Origin of the sequence: Bacillus sp. es.034 (assembly GCF_002563655.1) — a bacterium.
GTDB lineage: Bacteria > Bacillota > Bacilli > Bacillales > Bacillaceae_B > Rossellomorea.
In genome coordinates, this window is the sequence record NZ_PDIY01000001.1 from 2,706,245 (window position 1) to 2,728,945 (window position 22,701).

Sequence of the window (22,701 nt, forward strand, 5' to 3'; positions counted from 1 at the left end):
TGATATGTTATACTTTAAAAGGTATGTACGAAACGACGGGTTAGGAGTGGATGACTTGGAAAATAAAAATGAGCATTTATTATTAATAGATGGAATGGCATTATTATTTCGATCTTTCTTTGCAACGGCCGTAACGGGCCAATTTATGATGAATTCAAAAGGCCTCCCGACCAATGGGGTCCAGGGGTTCATGAAACACCTGCTGATGGCAGCGGATCATGTGAAGCCTACACACATCATTGTATGCTGGGATATGGGGAGTCAGACGTTCCGTAACGAAGTGTTCAATGACTATAAATCGAATCGGAATGCACCCCCTGTTGAACTGATTCCTCAGTTCGACCTTGCAAAAGAAGTGGCTGAAGGATTCAATCTTTCCAATGTGGGCGTAGTGGGCTATGAAGCAGACGATTGTATCGGGACCCTGGCAAAGCTCCATCGATCCGAGCGAAAAGTCTCCGTTCTAAGTGGAGACCAGGATCTTCTGCAGCTTCTTGATGACAACATTGACATCATGCTGCTGAAGAAAGGCTTTGGGAATTATCAGACCTATACGAAAGACCTCTTTGTGGAAGAAAGGGGCATCACCCCGCAACAGTTCATAGATGTGAAAGCACTCATGGGAGATACAAGTGACGGATATCCAGGCGTAAAAGGGATCGGGGAGAAAACAGCCATGAAAATGATTCAACAGTATCAGAATATTTCCGGTATCCTTGCCAATCTGCATGAACTGACTCCCTCACAACGGAAGAAGATTGAGGAAGACCTTGACATGCTGCATGTTTCAAGGAAGCTGGCTGAAATTCATTGTGAAGTACCCCTTTCTGTGTCGGTTGAAGAAGCCAGGTGGGAGCATGTATCCCATGATACACTTACGCTTGTGGATGAATTAGAGCTTAAAGTTCTTAGAAGGTTTTTACTAGGTTCGAATGTGTTAGCGGCTTCAAGCTAAATATGATAAGAGTGTCAGGACTTAAGCCTGACACTTTTTTTGAGGTTTATTTTTTATTCGTTTTCTTAGCTGCATTCTCTAATGCGCTTTTCGGTTCGGCCGCGAATTCAGCATCCTGTGAAATTCCTTGGGGGTTAACACTTTTAGCGCTTTTCCCTTTATTTTTATTGTTTCCTTTAGTCATACATAAGACCCTCCTTTCGTGTGATCTTTACTATTTTGTCTTGGTTACATACAAATATCCCATGTACAGAGAATTTTAGGACACACTACGAATAAGGAGGTGTTAGGGTGAATAAAGGAATCATTACCGCACTGATCAGTATTGCGTTAGCCCAAGGACTGAAGATTCCGCTGCACTTTTTGAAAAAGAAGGAGTGGAAGCCTGAGCTGTTTTTTCAGACAGGGGGAATGCCGAGCTCCCATAGTGCAGGAGTCGCATCTTTGACGACATTCATTGCGTTAAAAAGAGGGGTAAAAACGATTGATTTCGCTCTTTCCTTCATCTTCGGTCTGATCGTCATGTACGATGCCCAGGGAATTCGCCGCCAAACCGGTGAATTGACGCTTAAAGTAAATAGTCTCGATGAGCTTGTCAGGAAGGCGCATGAAAAGGAAACCGTTCAATTCGAAGAGAAGAAACCTAAAAGACTGAAGGAAATGCTCGGACACCAGCCCCAGGAAGTGGTCGGAGGCGCATTGCTTGGTTCCCTTCTTGGCTTCATCGCCTTCTTGTTTTCCAAAAAGGATAGGCAAAAGAAAAGATTTTCTGTAAGATAAGAGAAGACAATGTGGCGATAAGGTGAGGAGAAACGTGAAAAAGACAACAGAGGAATTTCTCATAGATCTGGAAAACAAAGGCTTCAAATTTCAGGAAGACGCAATAGGCTTCATCTATTTCGGGAAAAAATACACAGATGCCCCGGATGAACTGGTCAATAGTGCCATTGAAATTACATTAAAAGCACAGAAACAATTTGACAGCAGTTTCTATATGTCCATATTAGAAAGACTCCATTCCCAGAAAATCCCTTCTAGAAAGGAAGCATTAAAATGGATGGAGAAACAGGGATTGGCATAATCCAGGGGCCATCAGAAGGGTATTGAAACCTTTCTGATGGTCTTTTTATATGATGTTCGTAAAGCGGTTATGGAATTTTGATAAAGGCGAAATCAGCTAGATGGACCTTTTTAGTTCAGGTGGATGGCTTTACGAGCCAGCTCATCAGCTGCTTTATTTTCTTTGCTGGGGATCCATTTGACAAAGAAAAGGTTCATTTGCTTCGTCAAGTCCAATATATCGCCGAGCAATGATTTATATTGTGTTTTACGTACAAACTCTTTCTCAATCGCATGAACGACAGCTTGAGAATCACTTTTCAACCAAACGGTATCTGTCTGTTTCTCCAAGCAGATCTCAAGCGCTTTTTTGCAGGCGAGGAATTCAGCTTCATGATTGTCCATGATCCCTAAAGGAATCGAATGTTTTTCCACTTCACCGTTGTATTTGATGAAAATACCGGCTCCACTTGGTCCGGGGTTCCCGGCACTTGCGCCATCAATATATACTTCTAACAATCGTATTCACCTCATACACATCCAGAATATAAATATAGTAGCATATTAACAGGGAGGATGGAGAATACTTCATGGCATTTCACTCCATACATAGCAAAAGCCGGGTGAAAATGCATACACCCGGCTTCGGTCATCCCATATTCTTCGGAAATCGTTTTGCAATATAGCCAAACGGGGTATCCATAAGGGAAATCACCCATTTGAGAAGATAGGTAGTAATGAAAATCTCGAGCCAAACGTGCATCGGATACTCACCAAGGAATGCGATGCTTGTGAAGACGAGGGTATCCAATAATTGACTCACCATCGTACTCCCGTTATTACGTATCCAAAATTGGCCATCTGTCGGAAACTTCTTCTTTAGATAGGTAAAGATATACACATCCGTAAATTGGCTTACAAGATAAGCGGCAAGGCTGCCAAGTGCAATCCGAGGGATGATGCCAAAGATCGTCGCAAGGGATTCCTGGGCGAAATCGTCAGGATGTGGTTGAAATAAGAGCGCCAGTTGCATAATAATAGTCATGACGATCAACGTGAAGAATCCAAGCCAAACGGCTTTCTGAGCATCTTTTTTACCGTATTTCTCGTTCAGGATATCCGTCACCAAAAAGGCGGTACCGTACATGGCATTCCCGAGTGTGGCCGTCAGACCAAAGATTTCAATCGTCTTGACGACCTGAAGGTTTGCAAGTATGGTCGAGATTCCTATCCAAACAAAGAGTCCGGTTCGTCCGAACATTCGATACATGACAAGTAAACATGAGAATGTAATGAGTACGAAAACCAGGCCAAACCATATATTAAACATAATAAGTCCTCCTATCGTTCAAAAGTGAATGAAACAATAGTCCTCATTATACAAAGAAAAATGATTTTGAACAATAAAATGAAGAAAAGGGAGTGAAAGAAGAATGAAAATGAAAATTAAATATAAATACAAAAGCAAAACAGCTTCCGATATATGGTTTGAATCCGGATTTTTCCAGCGAAAAGAAACATTGATCCATGTAGATGATCTGATGAAAACGGGAAGGGTCGTTGATCTTGAAATCATTGATGAAATGGGAAACTCCTGGACGAGGAAAGAATACATCAAATTGAATCAGGAATTGGAAAAGGAACCCGAAAACATCGTTGTGTTCTTTGATGGCGGGTTCGATAAGGAAACGAACTATGCGGGTGCCGGAATCGTCATCTATTATGAAAAAGGCGGGGAATCTTTTCGGATCAGAAAAAATGCACTTCTCGAAGAAATCGAAAACAATAATGAAGCTGAATACGCTGCATTGCATATAGCCATCGGGCTTCTTGAAGAAATAGGGGTTAAAAATGTGCCCTGTACGATAAAAGGAGATTCACAGGTGGCAATCAAGCAGCTTGGCGGAGAGTGGCCGTGCTATGAAGAGGGGTTGAGCAGATGGCTTGATCGAATTGAAGGATCGATCCAAAAGCTTGGGCTGAAACCCAACCTGATCGTCCTGAACAGGAAAGACAACAAAGAAGCCGATAAGCTTGCCAATCAGGCATTGGAAGGCATTAAGGTACACAGTAATAAACGATTAGAATAATTCTGCTGTGTATTATATACTCTATTAATACAATGATTTGCTGTGCGTGAATTAATCTAGGAGTGATCTCATGAATCGAAATGAAGTGGTGGATAAAGTGGATGAGCTTATAGACACCTACTGTAACGACTGCTTACTGAAAGCACACTTTCGCAAAGAGTATGGTAAAACGTATGCTCACCGCTTTTGTATCGAACAATGCACCATCGGGGAACAAATCCGTCACTACGGAGAATATTTGAATAAGAACGACGCCTATCAAAAATAAAGGGCAGCCATTAAGGGGCTGCCCTTCATCATGTTGATCTATTGTGTTGTACGATTATAATTTGACTACGTTTGCAGCTTGTGGTCCGCGATTTCCTTCAACAACATCGAAAGAAACTTCTTGACCTTCTTCTAATGATTTGAATCCTTCACCTTGAATCGCTGAGAAGTGAACGAATACGTCGTCTCCACCTTCAACTTCAATGAATCCAAAACCTTTTTCATTGTTGAACCATTTTACTTTACCATTTTGCATGTTAGAATCCTCCTAAATCGTTCAAGCACGGTTGTGCCTCTGGAAAATAGTTTTCACGAAATGAAAGATGATTATGACTTATATATAAGCATAAAAATCCGTCACTTCAATGATGTCTTAACTATACAATATGACGTTTTTCGAGTCAACATTCGCCCAATTTTAGAATGGAATTGGTTGACTGTAAAGAGATATCGGAGAACGAGTGAGTTATTTGGCGTTCCGGGTCCGGGTTGTATTCATCGTGTAGTTATAGTAAACTTTTAATGATATTTATGGGAATTTGGAGGGTAAAAAATGCCTACACCAAGTATGGAAGATTATATAGAACAGATTTACATGTTAATTGAGAACAAAGGTTACGCCAGAGTCTCGGATATAGCAGAAGCTTTATCTGTCCACCCCTCCTCAGTTACCAAAATGGTTCAGAAACTTGATAAGGATGATTATCTCATTTATGAGAAATACCGAGGTCTTGTTCTCACTCCGAAGGGAAATAAGGTAGGAAAGCGTTTAGTTTACAGACACGAGCTGTTGGAACAATTCCTACGTGTCATTGGAGTGAAGGAAGAACATATTTATGAAGATGTGGAAGGAATCGAACACCATTTAAGCTGGGACTCCATCGATCGCATTGGTGATCTCGTACAATTCTTCGAGGAAGAAAAGAGCCGGGTAGAAGGGCTGCGAACGATTCAAAACCGCAGTGAATAATGAATATTCCATTTGCTAAAAGCCGCTAAAAACATAAGACAAGGGTAAAGGACTTTCATTTCAAATGAAAGTCCTTTTTGGATGATTGGTGCGGGAATCAAAATATAGAGGGGTAGTCGTTAAAAGTGCCATCTTCGACTGACAGACTGGATAACTCAGATTCTCCCCATTCATTCTCATTGAGTGTGACACCTTGAAGTAAACCTTCGGATGCTTCCAATACAGCTTTCCGGTAAGAAATGATACGGCCGGAAGAGGTTTGGAAGCTTATAATATCTCCATGATAATTCCGTTGCACCTTGGAGATCTCTTCCATATCTATCACCTTTTCTGTTCAGACTTTACCATTAGTATGAACAAAAGAGAAAGAAATCATAATAGAAATTATAAGTTTACATAATAATATTATGTTTGCGTATATATTCATTATACCTTCTTGCAGGAATTAAGGCGATGGACTGAGAATATAAAACAATATAGAAAAAAATGTTGAGGTGTACATATGAAAAGTTCAGAATGGCATACAAGCGCCAAAACCCGTTGGGAAGATAATGCCGATCACTGGCATTCAAAAAGCGTCGAAATGTGGACAACCGGAAGCAGAAAAGAGGTCATCCCTTTCTTTCATGATCACGCAGGGAAAGCAAGAACCGTTGCGGATTTAGGGTGTGGCGACGGATATGGATCTTATCTCTTGTATGAAAAAGGATATTGGGTCACAGGGATGGATTTCTCAAGGAACATGATCGAACTTGCCAAGGAGCAGGAAAGGGACAATCTGTCCTTCGTACAAGGGGATCTCAATTCCCTTCCATTCGAGGATGGTCAATTTGATGCTGTAATGGCGATCAATTCGGTAGAATGGACGGAAAATCCTTTACACACATTGAATGAGATTGAACGGATAGTTGGTAAGGATGGATTTATTTGCATCGGCTTATTGGGACCGACTGCTCATCCGAGGGAAAATGCCTATCCCCGTCTCCAAGGTAAAGAGGTCATCTGTAATACAATGATGCCGTGGGAATTAGAGAAGCTTGCCAATGACAAGGGATGGAAGAAGGTCGGTGAAGACTATATCTACAAAAAAGGCGTGAAACGGGTGCACACAGACAATCTCTCAAATGAATTAAAGCAGGCTTTGACGTTCACGACATTATTTATGTTTCAAAAATAAACATGATCGATTCTCGTCCCGGGAGTCGATCATGTTTTACTATCCGCCATCATTCCCATCAAGTTTATGCGGATAGAAGCTTGAAGAGCAAAAGTGTTCATTTATAGTGTAAAATAAAGATACAATAGGAAAAGACAAGCCACGGTTACTACAAAAATGAAGCTAAGAGGGTGAACTTCCATGACTACAATAAAGAAAAAAATATTATCGGATATCGAGATAGCTCAAAAGTCCACTTTACAACCGATCGGGGACATTGCTAAAAAGATCGGCCTGACAGAAGCTGACGTGGAGCTTTACGGAAAGTACAAAGGTAAGATATCCTTTGAAGCGATACATAAACTGAAAGACCATTCACAGGGGAAATTAATCCTCGTAACATCAATCAACCCAACGCCTGCAGGTGAAGGGAAATCTACAGTGACTGTGGGACTCGGGGATGCATTGAACCGATTGAATAAAGAGACCATCATAGCCATGCGGGAGCCTTCCCTTGGGCCTACGATGGGGATCAAAGGGGGAGCGACAGGTGGAGGCTATTCACAAGTGCTTCCCATGGAGGACATCAACCTCCACTTCACTGGTGATATCCATGCCATTTCCACAGCCAATAATGCCCTGGCTGCCTTAGTGGATAATCATATTCATCAAGGTAATGAATTAGATATCGATCAAAGAAGAGTGGTATGGAAACGATCGATTGATATGAATGACCGTTCCCTACGACAGATCATCGTCGGTCTGGGCGGACCCGTACAGGGGGTTCCACGGGAAGACGGCTTTGATATCTCTGTAGCTTCTGAAATCATGGCTGTTCTCTGTCTATCTCAGAGTATCGGAGAATTAAGAAAAAGACTCGGTCAGATGGTCGTCGCCTATAACAGGTTAAAACAGCCGGTGACCGTTGAAGATCTCGGTGTGGAAGGGGCTCTGACGTTATTGCTGAAGGATGCACTAAAGCCTAACCTCGTCCAGACGATCGAGCATTCCCCTGCTCTTATCCACGGAGGTCCTTTTGCCAATATAGCTCACGGCTGCAATAGTGTCATGGCGACGAAAACAGCTTTAAAGCTTGCTGATTATGTGGTGACAGAATCCGGGTTCGGGGCAGATTTAGGAGCGGAAAAATTCTTGAATATCAAGTCCCGTGCTGCAGGTAAGTCTCCAGATGCCGTTGTTTTGGTTGCCACCATCCGTGCGTTGAAGATGCATGGAGGCCAGTCGAAAGAGGACCTTCAAACAGAAAATCTTCCGGCCCTGGAAAAAGGACTGTCCAATCTGAAGAAGCATATGGAGACCCTCGAGCAGTTCAATGTGCCATTTGTCATTGCCATTAACAAGTTCGCAACAGACAGTGACCATGAAATTCATGCCTTGATCAAGTGGTGTGAAAATCAGAATAAAAAGGTTTCATTAACTGATGTATGGGCTAAAGGCGGAGAAGGTGGTATCGATTTAGCACAAAAGGTCTTAGAGGAGATAGAAGGGAATAAAAAGGAATTCTCTCCCCTTTATGAACTGTCAGATTCATTGCAGGTGAAAATTGATACCATAGCTAAAAAAGTCTACGGGGCAAGTGGAGTCGAGTACACAGTCAAAGCGAGAAAACAGTTGGAAGAATTCGAATCAAGAGGCTGGGGCGTTCTCCCGATCTGTATGGCCAAGACGCAATACTCCCTCTCTGATGACCCGTCAAAACTCGGCCGTCCGGAGAATTTCACCATCACGATACGCGAACTGAAACCAAAGATCGGTGCAGGCTTCATCGTTGCTTTGACGGGAGAAGTCATGACGATGCCCGGACTGCCGAAGAAACCGGCTGCGTTCGGAATGGATGTAGATGAAGACGGCAGGGCAATCGGACTGTTTTAACGGAAGAATGGAAAGGAGGGCGAAGATGTTTGACCCTACAGCATTTGATAACCTAAAGGTAATCTTTGAAGGAGCAGTCTACGACCTTGACTTGACAGGGGATATTCAGATACTTGATCGGAAGGATTTGTTTGATTTTGCTCATTACGAGCGGTGTTATCAAATCCATTATTCACTCCCAAATGAAAAACCCCTTTCAATCGAGTTTCATTTGAAGGCGGATATGGGGCATTTCCTGGCAGAAAGAAAGATGATGACTGAAAAGAATACGGCCGGAGCGGACATTCTCATCGTCTATAAAGGTGATGAAAAACTTCAACGTCAAATGGAGATCCTGGAAGAAGCCTGGGGGAAGGATAAACATTGGGAGTGGAAAGAAGTGAAGTCCTCCGTTAAACGAACCTCATACGAAGGAATCTTAACCTTCAACCGGGTGATTACGGAAGAAATGGTCGATGATGTATTACAGATGATATCGTTTTCTGTAGACACACTGAAACAACTGAACCGAAAGGACTTCTAGTACGAATGTGAGCTCATATAAATAGAAAAAAGGGGAATTTTTTATGAGAATAGCATGGGTAACGGATAGTACTGCATTTGTTCCAAATCAATCGGGGAGTGGGGGAAACGACATCTATGTAGTTCCCATGAGCATCCTGTTCGGGGAGAAGGAGTATATGGATGGCATTGACCTGTCCCCTGAAGAATTGTTCGCTAAATTAAGGAACGAAAAGGTGGAAGTGAAAACCTCCCAGCCTTCAATCGGCAGGTTTAAGGAGTTATTCGAACAACTGTCAAGGGACTATGACTATATCTTCTCCATCCATGTTTCGTCTCATTTCAGCGGTACCTTTTCGTCTGCTTATCAGGCTGCGGAACTGCTGAAGGACACCACTCCAAATATTAGTTGCATCGATTCGAAGATCCTTTCCAACCCTTTGACAGAATTGATTCAGTACGGTCAACGTTTATCGGGGGAAGGGAAAGATCCCGTTCAGATAAAAGAGGCGATTGAAGAAAGGATCAAATCATGTGAGACGTATGTGATGGTAGGGAGCCTGGAACAGCTTCATAAAAGCGGGAGGATGGGCGGTCTATCATTCTTTCTGGGGAGCGTCCTGAAGATAAAGCCCATGCTTTCCATTGAAGATGGTAAGCTTAAAGTGGAAGATAAGGTAAGAAGCATAAAAAAAGGCTTAAGCAGCATGAGCCACCAGTTGGATCTAGCTCTTGAAAATAGGAGCATAGGGAAGGTATCTGTATTACACGGGTTAAATCGGGAGGATGCTTTGGAGTGGATGGAACAGCTGAGACAAGCTTATCCTGAAATTGAATTCGGGGCCTATCCCCTCGGGGCAGTGATCGGCGTACATGCTGGTGAAAATACAATCGGTATAAGCTGGTATTCAGAAAATAAGTGAAAAAACCAAAAAGGAGTGATGTGTAGATTCAGGCATCCACTCCTTTTTATTCTGAAAGTAGAACATCATTTGGTACAATGGAAGAGAAGGTGAAAATGTGGAACGTAAAGAGCTGGACAGAATTATAGATTATTTAAAACAAGAGTACATAGGTGAATCAACCGGACATGATTGGTATCATTTAGATCGAGTGAGAAAACAGGCCCTTAGAATCGCGAGGGAAGAGCAGGGTTCCCATACATATATCATTGAGCTTGCGGCACTGCTTCATGATGTGCCGGATGAGAAATTCACAGGCGAAGAAGAAGGTAAGAAGAAGCTGGATCATATCCTAATGAACCTCTCACTCACTGAAGGTGACATGACGTTACTGAAATCGATCATCTATTCCATCTCGTATAAGGGTGGTCATGAAGCGGAATTGTCTACGATCGAAGCGAAAATCGTCAGGGACGCCGATCGCCTTGATGCCATCGGGGCGATCGGCATCGCCAGGACATTTGCCTATGGGGGAAGGAAAGGCAGAGTGATGTATGATCCTGATTTTCAAGTGAGGGAACATATGACCTTAGAGGAATACAGAAATGGGGAAAGCTCCAGTATCCATCATTTTCACGAAAAATTACTGAAGTTGAAAGATTTAATGTGCACAGAAACCGGCCGGATTTTGGCAGAAGAACGCCACGAATTCATGCTACGGTTCCTAGAGCAATTTAATAAAGAATGGACTGGTCAAGAATGAGAATGTTAACAGCTGAGAATCTTTCCAAAACCTATGGGGAGAAGACTCTGTTTAAAGATATATCCTTTTCCATTACGGAGAAGGAAAGAGTCGGACTGATCGGGGTGAACGGTACAGGTAAATCAAGTCTGTTGAAACTGATAGCCGGAATGGAGGAATATGATACGGGTGAGCTTTCAAAGCCGAATGACTATCATATTGCCTATCTTCAACAGGAACCCGCATTTGATGGGGATTTAACCGTGCTTCAACAAGTATTCCGCGGAGAAGCGAAGATCATCCAGGCTATGAGAAATTATGAAACGGTGCTCATGGAAATGGAGAAGAATCCGGAAAGTCCAAGGGTGCAAGATGAATTATTTGAAGCACAAAAGCAAATGGATCTCCTCAATGCCTGGGATGCAAGTGCAAATGCAAAAGCCATATTAACGAAACTCGGCATTCATGATTTCGGGAAGAAAATGAATGAATTATCCGGTGGGCAAAAGAAGCGGGTTGCCCTGGCAGGGGTCCTCATTGAAACTCCGGACCTGCTTATCTTGGATGAACCGACCAACCATTTGGATTACCAGTCCATCAAGTGGCTGGAGGACTATTTGGGGAAGTATAACGGATCGGTGTTACTCGTGACACATGACCGGTACTTCCTTGATAAAGTGACAAATCGCATCTTTGAATTGGATGGAGGCAGCCTCTATGCCTATAAAGGGAATTATGCTTCCTTTATTGAAGCCAAAGCTTCACGTGAAGAAGTGGAACGGCAATTATCCGAAAAACAGCAAAATCTTTACCGGAGAGAGCTTGCATGGATGAGAAGGGGAGCAAAAGCCCGGACCACGAAACAAAAGGCCCGTATCCAACGATTCGAACACCTTGAGGATACCATGTCATCCGGTCCGTCCAATGGACAAGTAGATATGACGATTGGAGGAAATCGCTTAGGCAAGCAGGTGTATGAGTTCAAAGGTGCGTCAAAACAATTTGAAGACAAGCGGATTTTAAATGAATTCTCTTTTCTGATTAAACCTAAAGACCGAATCGGGATAGTAGGGAAAAACGGAAGTGGAAAATCCACCTTCCTCAATCTCCTTGCAGGAACCGATGAGCTGACAACAGGAGAATTGATCAAAGGACAAACTGTCAAGATCGCCTACTATACCCAGGGCCATGAAGAACTGGATGAAAATATGAGAATGATTGAATATATAAGAGAAGCGGGAGAGTATATAACGACAGATAAGGGGGAACAAGTTTCGGTTACATCCATGCTCGAAAGATTCCTTTTTCCAATGAGCACCCATGGGACATTGATCCGAAAGCTGTCCGGCGGTGAAAAACGAAGGCTCTTCCTGTTGAAACTACTAATGTCAAAACCGAACGTCCTGCTCCTGGATGAGCCTACAAACGATTTAGACACAGAAACCCTGACGGTACTTGAAGATTATATCAATGAATTTTCCGGTGTAGTGATCACTGTTTCCCATGACCGCTACTTCCTGGATAAAACAGCAGATCAGCTGTTAGTTTTCAATGGAGATGGACAGATCGATTTCTATTATGGGGAATATACGGAGTATCTGGAGAAGAGTGAAGCTTTAAATAAGAAGCAGCTGACAGATGCAACGAAAGAACCCGTCCCTGTTAAAGAAGTGAAGGAGAAAGAGAAAAAAAGGCTCTCTTATATGGAAAAAAGAGAGTGGGATGAAATTGAAGATAAGATGGCAGGCATTGAAGCAAAAATAGAAGAAGCGGATGCCGAGCTCCAACAAGTCGGCAGCAACTTTGAACGGGCACAACAGTTGATGAAGGAAAGTGAAAAGCTCAACGAAGAACTGGAAAGACTTATTGAGAGATGGACTTATCTCTCTGAATTTGCCGAATAAGTCTCTTTCTTTAAGGCAACAAGGATACTGTGTTAAAATGGAAACGAACAGTTTAGAGAAAGGGGTAACAGTCTTGAGGATCTTATCAATTGAACCTACTCCAAGTCCGAATACGATGAAAGTTCTTCTCGATCAGGAAATGAAGGCCGGGAAGAGCAACAACTATAAAAAAGATGAAGCAGAGGGGGCTCCTCCCGTCATCAAAGAGATCTTAGCGATCGAAGGTGTGAAAGGGGTTTACCATGTTGCCGACTTCCTGGCGGTCGAACGGAATGCTAAGTTCGATTGGCAAGAGCTTTTGCCACAGGTGAGAAAAGCATTCGGAGAAGATACAGCTGACGAGAAAACGGAATCTCCCATGGAGGAACATTTTGGTGAAGTGAATGTCAGCGTGCAGATGTTCAAAGGAATTCCGATGCAGGTAAAGGTGACAGATGGGGAACAAGAAAAGCGTTTTTCTCTGCCTTCTTCCTTCCTTGAAGCGGTTGGTCAGGCCCAAAAAGAAGGGGATAACGTGGTCCTTCTTAGAAAGTGGAAAGATTACGGCATCCGGTACGGTGATCTGGACGAAATCGGCAACGACGTGAGTGAAGAATTAGTGGCAGCCTATCCTTCTGAAAGGCTTTCCAGGCTTATCGAGGAGGCAAAGGAAACAACCGATGCCAAGGGACCACTCATTTATAAGAAAAAGCAAAAGGTGACCGTCGAGGATTTTGAAGCGCCGGAATGGGAAACCAGGTATCAGAAACTGGACGCGATGGAGGATCCTACATTGGGCGACTTACCTCTCCTTCAAAAAGCCCTCGAGGACGAGAAAATATCGATCCGCAGATTAGCCGTTGTGTACCTTGGGATGATTGAAGATGAAAGAGTCCTTCCACTGTTATACAAGGGATTGCATGATAGGTCCGTAACAGTGAGAAGGACGGCGGGTGACTGTCTTTCTGATCTGGGCTTTCCAGCGGCCATCCCTGAAATGGTTGAATCCTTGAAGGATAAGAGTAAGCTGGTTAGGTGGCGCGCAGCCATGTTCCTTTATGAAGTCGGTGATGAATCTGCCCTTCCTGGTTTAAAAGAGGCGGAAAATGATCCTGAATTTGAAGTGAAACTTCAGGTGAAAATGGCCATTGAACGAATCGAAGGCGGCGAAGAGGCAAAAGGATCGGTATGGAAACAGATGACTGAAGCACGTCATCAATAAACAGGAAAGGATTGATTATGCATGTCTATGGCATATGAAGAATATATGAGACAGTTGGTTACACCGATGAGGCAGGAATTGACGCAAGCGGGCTTTAAAGAGCTTGGTACAGAAGAGGAAGTCGAGAATTTCATGGAAAACACAGAAGGCACGACCCTCGTTGTCGTTAACTCTGTTTGCGGGTGTGCAGCTGGACTTGCACGGCCCGCTGCCACTCAATCCGTCATGAATAACGATAAGACCCCTGACCATCTTGTCACGGTTTTTGCAGGACAGGACAAAGAAGCGACTGCCAAGATGAGAGAATACTTCGACGGTTACGAACCTTCTTCTCCGTCTATGGCTTTGCTTAAAGGAAATAAGGTCGTTCACTTTATCCCCAGGGAAGAAATCGAAGATCACGACATTTCTTCCATTATTTCAAACCTGGTGACTGCATTTAACCAAAACTGCTAACAGACCATCAAAAAAGAGCGGGTGACAGAGTCATCCGTTCTTTTTTTGTGGTAGGATAATGAAAAGATGCTAGAAAAACGAATATCCAAAGGAGAATCACTAACGTGTTTGTCACCACTTGTGGAAGAACCAATCAGAACGTAATAGATAAAGCGCATGAAGCAGCCGATCTCCTTTCTATACCATATATCCCGAGGAAAAAAAGATCGATTCGCCACCATATGGAAAAAGTTGATGAGAACTGCCTTGTCATCGGGAAAGAACGGCTTGAGCTTCACACGCGGGAAGGGAAGAGCGAGCCATTCTTTTTCCATCCAAACTCCGCATCCTTCCGAATCAAGAGGCTTATGAGGGGGGAAAAGGATCCACTCATAGAAGCAGCAGACCTTAAGGAAGGCATGAGCTTTCTGGACTGCACCCTTGGACTTGCTTCAGATAGTATCATCGCGAGTCATATCGTAGGGGAAGAAGGGGCGGTAACTGGGATTGAAGCGAATAAATTCATTGCCCATATCGTTCATCAGGGACTACAGGAATGGAACTCCCCGCTTCCTGCGTTAAATCGGGCCATGAAACGTATAAACGTTCTCAATGGGCATTTTGACCAGGAACTAAAGAAATTCAGGAATGATGCATTCGACGTCGTGTACATCGATCCCATGTTTGAAGAAGCATTGACCGATTCACATGGAATCAATCCCATCAGACAATGGGCAAGCTATACCGGGGTTACAAAAGAAGGAATAGAAGAAGCGAAACGAGTAGCCAAAAAGCGGGTCGTACTAAAAGAACACTATCAATCACCACTATTCGAAGAAATGGGCTTTGAAGTTATAAAAAGGCCATCCGCCAAGTTTCACTTTGGGGTGATCCGGTTATAAAAGACCTAATAAAATAGACAGGCATCCATCGCCTGTCTAATCCCATAAATATCAATCAGTGAATCCCAGTACAATAAAATAACCTAACAGAAGTATGTATCCGATATTGATCATAATTCCAGTATCCATCTAGTTATCCTCCTTACAAAGTATCCTCATTAATATACTACCACATAAAGATTTTTATATCCTACAAAAAAATGAAACCTTTTTCACTTTTTAATCGTAAGAAGTAGTATAATAATAGACGTATTACATAGGAAAGGACGTTATCTATGTCGATCTGGCTCAAGAAATCGTTTTTTATCTTACTATCCATCCTGACATTTGGACTTGTTTCACCATCACAGGCCTTCCTGAATGAAGAAAATCATGCCCTTGCCAAGAATAATGGCAAGCCTTCCACCGTGGAGTCGACTCCAGAGGAAACAAGGGAAGAAGAGTCTGCCATAACCCATGATGTATTCATCGAATCGATGCTGGTACAAGCAGAAAAAAATGCATATGAAAAATTCGGGACCAAGATCAAGCCTGTCATAGAGGATGAATTTAGATCGGTGATCCTTCCAAAGATTGAAAAAGCGATAGCGGATACAGCAGCAGAGTTTCCGGAAGAAGACTTAACGTCCCTTACCATTTCAGAAGTACCTCAATACGCTAAAACAGAAAAGATCTTTCATATCTATGACGAGCGTTCGGGTGAAGATATCATTCGTTTTCATGTAAGAAAAGACCATCCACCAAAAGATGGCTATTATTTCAATTTTCACTACCATACAACACATGACCAATTCCAGGCGCACCATGAACTCGGTAGCATTTTTTGGGATAAAAACACTCCTCCTCAATGGATGAGCGTTTCCTGATCTATCATATAAAAAGAATCAAAGCAAGCACGGGGATGAGCGTGCTTGCTTTTTGTTGCTTATCATTAAGAAATGGAAATAATACTCTCTGAAATCGAGACTATCACTATGGTAAAATAGTAATAGTTGCTTTATAAGAAAAGGAGGGATCAGAGTGAAACGTACCTTCATCATCCTTCTGATTACAGTCACTCTTGTCATTCTCTGGACTCATACAAATGCTACATACGATGGTACCCTCTTAAAACACTCACCCCTTAAAACGCATGTAAACCTTCAATCCAGTAAGCAGCTGGAAAATATGATCCTTCTACCAGAAACGACGTTTGATCAAGAAGAGGCTGTTGCTATGATCAAAAGACTGGATCATATTCCGACATCCTTGTTGGAGTCCGCCGAATCGCATGATATCAAGATTCGATTATTCCAAACCAAATTAACCGATTTTTCTACGACAAGTCACTTGAAAGGAGTCACCCCAAGAGGGTACACTAATAAAAGTATCACGTGGGATGATGTCCCTGGAATAGGTGGTTCCAAGCTTGTATTAGTAAAGATCGGTCATAGCGGGAAAGGAAAAGGGCACAACTCATACAATCTGGAACTTCATGAGGTCGCCCATAGCATTGATCGGTACGTCTTGACGGATCTGTATTATGAGCTGGAATTCTTACCCCTCTGGAAAAGGGAAGCACCCCGGGTTTTCCCTGGTGAAGAGTATTTCCTACAATATAAAGAAGAATATTTTGCTGAAACATTTGCAATGTACTATTTGAATCCTGAAACTAGGAATCTACTGAAAGAAAAGGCACCCGCAACATATCGATTTTTTAAAGAACTATAAACTAGTAAAAGGTGTGGTCACTGTGAAGCAATATTTAGACTTGTGCAAACATGTGCTGGAAAATGGGACAAAGAAAGAGGATCGGACGGGAACAGGGACGATCAGTACGTTCGGTTACCAGATGCGTTTTGATTTACAGGAAGGATTCCCCCTTCTTACAACGAAGAAGTTGCATGTCAAATCCATTATCCATGAACTTCTCTGGTTCTTAAAAGGGGATACCAACGTAGCCTATTTACAGGAAAACGGAGTCCGCATCTGGAATGAATGGGCAGATGAAAATGGTGAATTGGGACCAGTATACGGGCATCAATGGAGATCATGGTCAGGTGCAAACGGTGAAACGATCGATCAGATCACCAACCTCATCGACACAATCAAACATAACCCCGACTCCAGAAGGATGATCGTCAGCGCATGGAATGTCGCGGATGTAGATCACATGGCTTTGCCTCCTTGTCACTGCCTGTTCCAATTCTACGTGGCAGATGGTAAATTATCCTGTCAGTTATACCAACGATCTGCCGATGTATTCCTGGGCGTGCCATTTAATATCGCTTCGTATGCTCTACTTACGATGATGGTGGCACAGGCTTGTGATTTAGAACCAGGTGAATTCGTCCATACATTCGGTGACGTGCATATCTACCAGAATCATGTTGATCAAGTAAACTTACAGATTTCAAGGGAGCCTAAAGCGTTGCCGAAGCTTGTGATCAATCCCGAAGTCAAAGATATCTTCGGTTTCAACTTCGAAGACTTCAAGCTCGAAGGATACGATCCCCATCCGCATATCAAAGGAGTCGTGAGTGTATGATTTCGTTTATATGGGCGATGGATCAGAACCAACTGATCGGGAAAGATAATGGGTTACCTTGGAAACTGCCTGAGGATCTGAAATTCTTCAAAAAGACGACGAACAGTCATGCCATCGTCATGGGAAGAAAGACATTCGATTCCATCGGTAAGCCGCTGCCTAATCGTGAAAATGTGATTTTGACCAGAAATACAACATTTCAGCAAGAAGGCTGCCTTGTCATGCATTCTGTTGAGGAAATACTGAAGTGGTCTAAAGAAAAAGGCGGAGAAATTTTTATCATGGGTGGAAGAGAAATATATAAACAGTTCATCCCCCATGTAGAAAGATTATATGTCACACACATCCATCATGAATTCGAAGGGGATACGAGCATGCCCCGCATCCCCTGGGAAGAGTTTACCTGCGTTTCTTCAGAAAAAGGGATAAAGGATGAAAAAAATCCTTACAACTACGAATTTAAGGTCTATGTAAGAAAATAAGACCAATAATAAAAGTCCAGCCAGTGGCTGGACTTTTATTATTGGTCGAATCTTACACATAGAACAAAATACAAAAATACATAAAACCGCTGCCGGCAAGGACGAACAGGTGCCAGATGGCGTGATTGTAAGGAAGCTTGTTCCACACGTAGAAGATGGCACCGACGGAGTACATGATCCCTCCTGTTAAGAGAAGTCCGAATCCTGCCCCTGTCAAACTGGCATATAATGGTTTGATCGCAATGATCACGAGCCAGCCCATCACAAGATAGAATAGAGTGGATACCACTTGGTAGCGTTGAACAAAATAACACTTGAACACGATCCCCACTATGGCAAGACCCCATACTATTCCAAATAAAGTCCATCCTAATGCGCCTCTCACACTGACAAGCATAAATGGCGTATACGTTCCTGCGATCAGCACATAAATGGCCGAATGATCCAATATCGCAAACAAATTTTTCACCTTTGAAGGCTTAAAGCTGTGCAAGAGTGTTGAAAATAAGTAAAGAAGAATCATGGAAGCCCCGAATATCGAGAAGCTGACAATATGCCAGGCAGATCCTTCGTGGACGGCAAAAATGATTAACATCACTAATGCAGGAATGCTGAGAATCAATCCAATCCCATGGGTGATGGCGTTCGCAACTTCTTCTTTCCAATTGGAAAAATCGAAATCATAGGTCAAGGTGGTTTCATCCTTTCTACGATCGTCAAATGGATCGCTTAACGAGTATCATATATTCATGATAATCCTCTTTAGGCTATTGTGCAATCATCAACATAGTAAAGGAGTAAAGTATTATGGTTGGATTCGAGTGCGGAATGATGTATATTCCTAAGTAAAGAAACAAAGATGAGGTGCCAAATATGTGCGGTAGATTTTCTTTGACGACCCCCTTGGAAGAATTGGTAAAACACTATTTGATTGATGAATTTCTTGAAGACTGGCAGCCGAGATACAATATCGCTCCATCTCAGAACGTCCTTTCCCTTATTTCCCATAAGGGGAAGAGGAGGGCAGGGGAAATCACATGGGGGCTTGTTCCCCATTGGGCTGACCCCTCTAAGTGGAAACCATTGATCAATGGCCGAAGTGAAACGCTCCTTGTCAAACCCAGTTTTAAATCCCTTGTGCATTCAAGAAGGATGGTGATCTTTGCCGATGGTTTTTATGAATGGAAGAAGGAGGGATCAGGGAGGATTCCAGTAAGGTTCCAATTGAAAGAAGAAACCCCATTTGTATTTGCCGGGTTATGGGACAGGAATGGGGAGGTCACCACATCGACCATATTGACAACCGAAGCCAATTCTCTGGTTGAAGATGTACATGAAAGAATGCCTGTGATGCTCACAAGCAGTGAAGATATTGAGAAATGGCTCAACACTGATGAATACTCCTTTGATCAGGCTGCATCCGTATTAAAGCCACTTCCACGTGAAATGATGAAGGGTTACCGTGTGTCCACCTACGTGAACTCTCCTAATCATGACACATCGGAATGCATTGCTCCGGTATGATCAGAAGGATAAAAAAATTTTATGCATTTGCACGGTTTGACATTTTATGCGGGCGTAAATAGGGTATAATATAGGCATAAACGGGTGAAAAAGAGGATTGATACTTTGCTTACCAAAACCATCGAGTTCAAATCAAAGTATGGACGGAAGGTCAAAATCTCAGAAGTTCCTGTATTGAAGAAAGACAGCCCTCTCTACCTAAGGGTAAATCTCAGGCTGCATCAATTTATCACTAAAGTGATGAATCATAATGGGCCTAAGACCATCTTCAGCTTTAGAGAACATTTAAAGAGAACGACGAAATGGTCAGAGTACGAAGAAATTTATCAATCAGAAGAGTTAAAGAATAATGCATAAGTTTTACTGGGTTCTGATCCTAAAGGCATAGTGATTGCCCTTGGATCAGACCTTTTTATATGACTTCCATTCTGTCAGGGGCAAATCCGGGCATTTATACATCGATCCATGCCCAATGAGTTAAATGCTTACTATCTATTTAAATCCTCAGCGATTAACGATATAATACTAATGATATGGGAGATAGGATGTGGCAAAATGACCAAAATTAAGATTGTAACAGATTCGACAGTTGATTTATCTGATGAAGTCGTAAAAGAATTGGATATTCATGTGGTTCCTCTGTCCATTTCAATTGATGGAGAAACATACTTAGATAGAGTAGATCTTTCACCTTTAAGCTTCTTAGAAAAAATGAAAGCTTCGAAAGAATTACCAAAAAGCTCTCAACCGCCTGCAGGGTCATTTGTTGAGCTGTATGATGAATTAGGTAACGATGGATCACGCATTTTATCCATACATATGACCGGCAATATGAGTGGGACCGTTCGATCGGCAGAGTCTGCTGCGGAGATGTCTTCAGCAGATGTGACGGTAGTAGATTCACGTTTCATTTCAAAAGGGTTGGCGTTCCAGGTGATTGAAGCCGCCAAACTAGCTCAAGAAGGCAGGTCTATGGATGAAATCCTTGCAGCCATCGAAGAGATCCGTTCCAACACCAAGTTGTTTGTCGTGGTGGATACCCTTGAAAACCTTGTAAAGGGTGGAAGAATCGGGAAAGGGCGCGCTATGATCGGTTCCCTGCTCAATATCAAACCGATTGCATCACTGGAAGGAGCAGAGTATACTCCGGTTGCAAAGGTTCGCAGTCACTCACAGGTAGTGAAGTATTTAACTGCACAATTCGTAGAAGACGTGAAAGGAAAGACCATACGGGGAGTTGGACTCGTCCATGCCGATGGAATGAATCTCGCTCAAAACCTGAAAGCCAAGATTATAGAAAAAACGGGATACGATCAAATCGAAATCGCTCCGACAACCCCTATCATCAGTACACATACAGGTATCGGGGCCATTGGTTTCATGTATTACACAGACTAATGAAAAAAGACGAAAGGGTCGATTCCCCTTCGTCTTTTTTTCTGGATGAAAAAGACAGCAGGTAACCTGCTGCTTATCATGAAGGCATCGGAGTAGGGGTGGGCTTTGCGTATCCTTCTTTATACTGTTCATCTATGAATGTTCTGATTTGCTTGATGGATTCGCCATTCTTATATTTAACGATGGATTCAGCTGCGATTTTCAAGCAAAGCTCACATCTGGTACCGTGGTCGTCCCACACCACTTTGTCCCCCTCTGTTTTATAGACAAAGCAATTCAGGTTGCTTTCGTGCCCGGCTGAATCCCCGCATCCGCAATAACAGGGAATGTATTTTAGAAGATCAGGATTCTTAGCTGCCGAGGAATAGATGAGTTTCATATTGTCATCCTTATCGTCAAGAAATGAGGGAAGGGTGTCGACAGAAGCGGTTTCTTCCCTGATGTCCCCGTTAGCCGCTGTATGGTCCTTATGAGTGTCTTCATTCTGATCACTTGAACAACCGGCAAGTAATCCTAATAAACCAATCAAACATGTGAAATACAAAAAGACATTTTTCTTCATACCAATCACCTTTCATTTTAGATATATAGGTATTGTACCACGCTGACCATAACGGGTTCGTCCCGGTTATGGTTGATTTTATGAATATTCTTGCCACCTCATAACTACATCCAACATATCATAGAAATATAATAGGCAAGAAAGGCTCAAATAGAATTGGGAACGACAGCATTTCCTCTTTATTAGAGGATGTTTAATGAAGGGAAGTGTATGTGCTTGTCTGATAAAAAAAAAGTCTTGGTGATTTCAGATTTCGGAATCGATGATATCGTCGCAGTACTGTATGCTTACTATAGCGACACGATTGAAGTCGTTGGAATTGTTTCTGACTATGGGAATGTTTCCAGAAAATCTGCACTAAAAAATGTAAAATACCTGCAAACCATTACGGGGATAACCGATATCCCGGTTATCGGTGGTGCGGTCTCTGCCTTGACGGGTACCAGGCCGAAGTTCTATCCAGAGGTTCATGGCGTCGCCGGACTAGGGCCGATCGTTCCGGATGAAATTGAATTCGACCCATCTGATATAAGTGAAAACTTCTATGAAATCAAGGAACTCATCAATCAATACGCAGGAGAACTCTATATTTACTCTGCCGGTCGATTGACCTCATTGGCAACCGCTTTCATTTTGTACCCTGAAACGATGAAGAAGGTGAAAGAATTTTATGTGATGGGTGGGGCTTTCAATGTTCCCGGAAATGTCACCCCGACCGCAGAAGCCAATTTCTATGGAGATCCTTATGCGGCGAATATCCTGATTCAGCTTGCTCCGAAGAAAATTCACCTCATTCCATTGGATGTTACAATGTATGCACTCATAACTCCCCTCATGATCGATCAACTTCACGAATTTTATCTGAAATCAAATGATAAGGTTGGCCAGATCATAAAACCAATGGTTGATTATTATTACGGGTTTTATAAGAAGACCTATCCGGATATTACTGGAAGTCCCCTTCATGATCTAGTGGCCATGTGGGCCCTTGCCGATGGAGGGAAGATGATATTCGAGGATGTCCCGATACGGGTGGCCGTCAATACGGGCTGTACATTTGGTCAGAGCGTCGGGGATTTCAGGAAGTCAACGGATAAAGAACCATGGCGGGTCCATAAAATTGCAAAACAATTCCATTACGGTCAATTTATAAAGGAAGTTTTTTCTACTTTGCAATCAGGACCGAGCCGTCAGGGTTGGCGATGACCGGTGGATGAGTGTATTAATGTTT

At 42.7% G+C, this 22,701-nt stretch carries 30 protein-coding genes; 23 read left to right on the forward strand and 7 right to left on the reverse strand.

The genetic code is table 11. From position 1 onward, the window contains the following. Positions 1 to 55 precede the first annotated feature (55 nt). Positions 56 to 955, forward strand: coding sequence for a 5'-3' exonuclease (locus tag ATG71_RS13790; protein WP_286163003.1), 900 nt, complete (start codon positions 56 to 58; stop codon positions 953 to 955). A gap of 46 nt (positions 956 to 1,001) precedes the next feature. Here ATG71_RS13790 and ATG71_RS13795 read toward each other — a convergent pair whose 3' ends face one another. Continuing rightward, complete coding sequence (locus tag ATG71_RS13795; RefSeq protein WP_098440074.1) at positions 1,002 to 1,139, reverse strand: small, acid-soluble spore protein L; 138 nt, start codon at positions 1,137 to 1,139, stop codon at positions 1,002 to 1,004. Between the two features lie 107 nt (positions 1,140 to 1,246). On the opposite strand from ATG71_RS13795, the gene ATG71_RS13800 reads away from it, so the two are divergent. Then, positions 1,247 to 1,735, forward strand: a complete 489-nt coding sequence (locus tag ATG71_RS13800; RefSeq protein WP_098440075.1) for a divergent PAP2 family protein — start codon at positions 1,247 to 1,249, stop codon at positions 1,733 to 1,735. A 34-nt stretch (positions 1,736 to 1,769) separates the two neighbouring features. Further along, positions 1,770 to 2,036 carry a DUF6123 family protein gene (locus ATG71_RS13805; RefSeq protein ID WP_098440076.1) on the forward strand — a complete coding sequence of 89 codons (267 nt, stop codon included), beginning with the start codon at positions 1,770 to 1,772 and terminating at the stop codon, positions 2,034 to 2,036. Positions 2,037 to 2,146: 110 nt separating this feature from the next. On the opposite strand, the gene ATG71_RS13810 is transcribed toward ATG71_RS13805, so the two are convergent. Both ATG71_RS13810 and ATG71_RS13815 read right to left on the reverse strand, forming a co-directional pair. After that, on the reverse strand, positions 2,147 to 2,533 hold the full coding sequence (locus ATG71_RS13810; protein ID WP_098440077.1) for an RNase H family protein: 387 nt from the start codon (positions 2,531 to 2,533) through the stop codon (positions 2,147 to 2,149). Positions 2,534 to 2,663: 130 nt separating this feature from the next. Next, positions 2,664 to 3,344 carry a queuosine precursor transporter gene (locus ATG71_RS13815; protein WP_098440078.1) on the reverse strand — a complete coding sequence of 227 codons (681 nt, stop codon included), beginning with the start codon at positions 3,342 to 3,344 and terminating at the stop codon, positions 2,664 to 2,666. A gap of 103 nt (positions 3,345 to 3,447) precedes the next feature. On the opposite strand from ATG71_RS13815, the gene ATG71_RS13820 reads away from it, so the two are divergent. Beyond that, complete coding sequence (locus ATG71_RS13820; protein ID WP_098440079.1) at positions 3,448 to 4,104, forward strand: reverse transcriptase-like protein; 657 nt, start codon at positions 3,448 to 3,450, stop codon at positions 4,102 to 4,104. A 70-nt stretch (positions 4,105 to 4,174) separates the two neighbouring features. After that, positions 4,175 to 4,372, forward strand: a complete 198-nt coding sequence (locus ATG71_RS13825) for a zinc-finger domain-containing protein (RefSeq protein WP_098440080.1) — start codon at positions 4,175 to 4,177, stop codon at positions 4,370 to 4,372. 54 nt (positions 4,373 to 4,426) lie between these two features. Here the strand turns inward: ATG71_RS13825 and cspD are convergent, their stop codons facing one another. Next, on the reverse strand, positions 4,427 to 4,627 hold the full coding sequence (gene cspD, locus ATG71_RS13830; RefSeq protein WP_034758543.1) for a cold-shock protein CspD: 201 nt from the start codon (positions 4,625 to 4,627) through the stop codon (positions 4,427 to 4,429). Between the two features lie 297 nt (positions 4,628 to 4,924). On the opposite strand from cspD, the gene mntR reads away from it, so the two are divergent. Beyond that, positions 4,925 to 5,341, forward strand: coding sequence for a transcriptional regulator MntR (gene mntR / locus ATG71_RS13835; protein WP_034758545.1), 417 nt, complete (start codon positions 4,925 to 4,927; stop codon positions 5,339 to 5,341). Positions 5,342 to 5,438: 97 nt separating this feature from the next. On the opposite strand, the gene ATG71_RS13840 is transcribed toward mntR, so the two are convergent. Next, positions 5,439 to 5,657, reverse strand: coding sequence for a DUF3892 domain-containing protein (locus ATG71_RS13840; RefSeq protein WP_179886538.1), 219 nt, complete (start codon positions 5,655 to 5,657; stop codon positions 5,439 to 5,441). A gap of 186 nt (positions 5,658 to 5,843) precedes the next feature. Here ATG71_RS13840 and ATG71_RS13845 point away from each other — a divergent pair, with 186 nt between their 5' ends. The 13 genes from ATG71_RS13845 (at position 5,844) to ATG71_RS13905 (ending at position 17,986) form a co-directional block, all read left to right on the forward strand. Next, complete coding sequence (locus ATG71_RS13845) at positions 5,844 to 6,518, forward strand: class I SAM-dependent methyltransferase (protein WP_098440082.1); 675 nt, start codon at positions 5,844 to 5,846, stop codon at positions 6,516 to 6,518. Positions 6,519 to 6,698: 180 nt separating this feature from the next. Next, the gene (locus ATG71_RS13850; protein WP_098440083.1) at positions 6,699 to 8,390 is read left to right on the forward strand and encodes a formate--tetrahydrofolate ligase; all 1,692 of its coding nucleotides are present in this window, start codon (positions 6,699 to 6,701) and stop codon (positions 8,388 to 8,390) included. A gap of 25 nt (positions 8,391 to 8,415) precedes the next feature. Beyond that, positions 8,416 to 8,913, forward strand: coding sequence for a hypothetical protein (locus tag ATG71_RS13855; RefSeq protein WP_098440084.1), 498 nt, complete (start codon positions 8,416 to 8,418; stop codon positions 8,911 to 8,913). A gap of 43 nt (positions 8,914 to 8,956) precedes the next feature. Further along, the gene (locus tag ATG71_RS13860; RefSeq protein ID WP_098440085.1) at positions 8,957 to 9,814 is read left to right on the forward strand and encodes a DegV family protein; all 858 of its coding nucleotides are present in this window, start codon (positions 8,957 to 8,959) and stop codon (positions 9,812 to 9,814) included. A 97-nt stretch (positions 9,815 to 9,911) separates the two neighbouring features. Further along, a complete protein-coding gene (locus ATG71_RS13865; RefSeq protein ID WP_098440086.1) occupies positions 9,912 to 10,556 on the forward strand; it encodes an HD domain-containing protein in 645 nt (214 codons plus the stop codon). Further along, on the forward strand, positions 10,553 to 12,439 hold the full coding sequence (locus ATG71_RS13870; protein WP_098440087.1) for an ABC-F family ATP-binding cassette domain-containing protein: 1,887 nt from the start codon (positions 10,553 to 10,555) through the stop codon (positions 12,437 to 12,439). The genes ATG71_RS13865 and ATG71_RS13870 overlap by 4 nt, the downstream gene beginning before the upstream one ends. 73 nt (positions 12,440 to 12,512) lie before the next feature. Further along, positions 12,513 to 13,640, forward strand: a complete 1,128-nt coding sequence (locus ATG71_RS13875) for a conserved virulence factor C family protein (RefSeq protein WP_098441829.1) — start codon at positions 12,513 to 12,515, stop codon at positions 13,638 to 13,640. A gap of 21 nt (positions 13,641 to 13,661) precedes the next feature. Further along, positions 13,662 to 14,096: a BrxA/BrxB family bacilliredoxin gene (locus ATG71_RS13880; protein WP_098440088.1), complete on the forward strand. Its 435-nt coding sequence runs from the start codon at positions 13,662 to 13,664 to the stop codon at positions 14,094 to 14,096. A 104-nt stretch (positions 14,097 to 14,200) separates the two neighbouring features. Next, positions 14,201 to 14,977, forward strand: coding sequence for a class I SAM-dependent methyltransferase (locus ATG71_RS13885; protein WP_098440089.1), 777 nt, complete (start codon positions 14,201 to 14,203; stop codon positions 14,975 to 14,977). 275 nt (positions 14,978 to 15,252) lie between these two features. After that, positions 15,253 to 15,843, forward strand: a complete 591-nt coding sequence (locus ATG71_RS13890; protein WP_098440090.1) for a YpjP family protein — start codon at positions 15,253 to 15,255, stop codon at positions 15,841 to 15,843. A gap of 154 nt (positions 15,844 to 15,997) precedes the next feature. Then, a complete protein-coding gene (locus ATG71_RS13895; protein WP_286163004.1) occupies positions 15,998 to 16,687 on the forward strand; it encodes an anthrax toxin lethal factor-related metalloendopeptidase in 690 nt (229 codons plus the stop codon). Positions 16,688 to 16,709: 22 nt separating this feature from the next. Next, on the forward strand, positions 16,710 to 17,504 hold the full coding sequence (locus ATG71_RS13900) for a thymidylate synthase (RefSeq protein WP_098440092.1): 795 nt from the start codon (positions 16,710 to 16,712) through the stop codon (positions 17,502 to 17,504). After that, positions 17,501 to 17,986, forward strand: a complete 486-nt coding sequence (locus ATG71_RS13905) for a dihydrofolate reductase (RefSeq protein WP_098440093.1) — start codon at positions 17,501 to 17,503, stop codon at positions 17,984 to 17,986. The genes ATG71_RS13900 and ATG71_RS13905 overlap by 4 nt, the downstream gene beginning before the upstream one ends. Before the next feature lie 52 nt (positions 17,987 to 18,038). Here ATG71_RS13905 and trhA read toward each other — a convergent pair whose 3' ends face one another. Next, positions 18,039 to 18,677, reverse strand: a complete 639-nt coding sequence (gene trhA / locus ATG71_RS13910) for a PAQR family membrane homeostasis protein TrhA (protein ID WP_034758579.1) — start codon at positions 18,675 to 18,677, stop codon at positions 18,039 to 18,041. Between the two features lie 182 nt (positions 18,678 to 18,859). Here trhA and ATG71_RS13915 point away from each other — a divergent pair, with 182 nt between their 5' ends. The 3 genes from ATG71_RS13915 (at position 18,860) to ATG71_RS13925 (ending at position 20,908) form a co-directional block, all read left to right on the forward strand. Beyond that, the gene (locus ATG71_RS13915) at positions 18,860 to 19,510 is read left to right on the forward strand and encodes an SOS response-associated peptidase (RefSeq protein ID WP_098440094.1); all 651 of its coding nucleotides are present in this window, start codon (positions 18,860 to 18,862) and stop codon (positions 19,508 to 19,510) included. Positions 19,511 to 19,615: 105 nt separating this feature from the next. Further along, positions 19,616 to 19,867, forward strand: coding sequence for a DUF2535 family protein (locus tag ATG71_RS13920; RefSeq protein ID WP_098440095.1), 252 nt, complete (start codon positions 19,616 to 19,618; stop codon positions 19,865 to 19,867). 198 nt (positions 19,868 to 20,065) lie between these two features. Further along, the gene (locus ATG71_RS13925) at positions 20,066 to 20,908 is read left to right on the forward strand and encodes a DegV family protein (protein ID WP_098440096.1); all 843 of its coding nucleotides are present in this window, start codon (positions 20,066 to 20,068) and stop codon (positions 20,906 to 20,908) included. 76 nt (positions 20,909 to 20,984) lie between these two features. Here the strand turns inward: ATG71_RS13925 and ATG71_RS13930 are convergent, their stop codons facing one another. Beyond that, the gene (locus ATG71_RS13930; RefSeq protein WP_098440097.1) at positions 20,985 to 21,470 is read right to left on the reverse strand and encodes a PCYCGC motif-containing (lipo)protein; all 486 of its coding nucleotides are present in this window, start codon (positions 21,468 to 21,470) and stop codon (positions 20,985 to 20,987) included. Positions 21,471 to 21,686: 216 nt separating this feature from the next. Between ATG71_RS13930 and ATG71_RS13935 the strand changes: the two genes are divergently transcribed. Beyond that, complete coding sequence (locus ATG71_RS13935) at positions 21,687 to 22,676, forward strand: nucleoside hydrolase (protein ID WP_286163005.1); 990 nt, start codon at positions 21,687 to 21,689, stop codon at positions 22,674 to 22,676. The last annotated feature ends 25 nt before the right edge of the window (positions 22,677 to 22,701 follow it).